This window comes from Xenorhabdus entomophaga (assembly GCF_037996725.1).
Taxonomy (GTDB): domain Bacteria; phylum Pseudomonadota; class Gammaproteobacteria; order Enterobacterales; family Enterobacteriaceae; genus Xenorhabdus; species Xenorhabdus khoisanae.
In genome coordinates this window covers 1-1,147 of the sequence record NZ_JBBMXH010000253.1, presented here as the reverse complement: position 1 = coordinate 1,147, position 1,147 = coordinate 1, and the positions used below count along the sequence as shown (strand labels likewise).

Here is a 1,147-nt window from a genome sequence, read left to right as displayed (position 1 = left end):
CTACCGTAATCATTAACAGGGTGCTGATGATAAATCACAAATAAATAGTGGTCTTGTCCTATTTCAATGTATCGAGTCACCATGTTGGTCAATTTAGACCCGTTTGCCCTGATTGTTCCTCGGTTTCTCTTGTAGATATAGGAACACCGATGGTAAAGTTGCTGGTTCCCTTAATCATATGCAATGCTTTAGCAAATATTCCCATCATAACACTAAATTCGGTTACTCCCAGCTGTTGGGAGAGTAAAGAGAGCTGATGGCGATATCGGTTGTCCAATTGATATTTTAACTTAGTATCTTCATATTCTCCTCGTCGAAAATCAATTAGATTAATCCCTTGAATGTGTTTCCAGTCTGATAGATTTGCAGAAACTTCTTTTTGGAAGTTTTTGATAGGCTCAAAAGTCAACTCTTCGTTATTTAATTGACGGATAAGGCGTTCAAGAATGAGTGATAATGTATGTTCATCTGAGACAATATGATGAATTTTTATAAATAATTGTTCGACATACCTTCCACAACTAGAAATAGTAAGAGCAAACTTGATCGGGAATCCCATGGTTAAATCGATTGATTGTTTAATGTGAAACTCTTCATAACTTAATTGATTAGTTATGGTATACCAATTTTTTGGCCACTGTGTTTCATCAGTAGTGATAATTGATTTAGTCATCGTAACTGGATCAAATTTCAATCTCATCGTTTCAGTTTGAATAAGGAATTTAGATAGTGATGCTTTAAAATTATCAACTGTTATTTCTTTTATGATTTTTAAATGACCAGAAATATGATAAATATGACTATTTAGGTGAGCGTTAAGAAAAATAAACTGCTTTTCAATATCTGTTAACTCGCTATTATTTGATTGGTTTTTAACCGCAGGTAAATAATGGCTGTATGCTTGATTTAATATAGCTTCTAACGTTGGTGTGTTATACATCATACGGAGATTGAAAGTATAACCATAAATTTGCTCTAGTTTTGTTTTCAACCGAATCATTTTAATAGAATCACAACCATACATTAATAAGTTATCTGGTAACCCTTCACCAGTCCCCCATTGACACAAAAATGTGATGTTTATCGCTTGATCCGCATTTCCCTGTTGCTTGATCCTGCCAGTCAGGTAACTTTTTCACCCATGAAA

Annotated in this window: 1 protein-coding gene; it reads right to left on the bottom strand. The window is 34.0% G+C overall.

Annotated features, from left to right (window positions below):
- Positions 1-88: 88 nt before the first annotated feature.
- A complete protein-coding gene (locus AAC854_RS22575) occupies positions 89-1,069 on the bottom strand; it encodes a phosphopantetheine-binding protein (RefSeq protein WP_340619049.1) in 981 nt (326 codons plus the stop codon).
- Between the last annotated feature and the right edge of the window lie 78 nt (positions 1,070-1,147).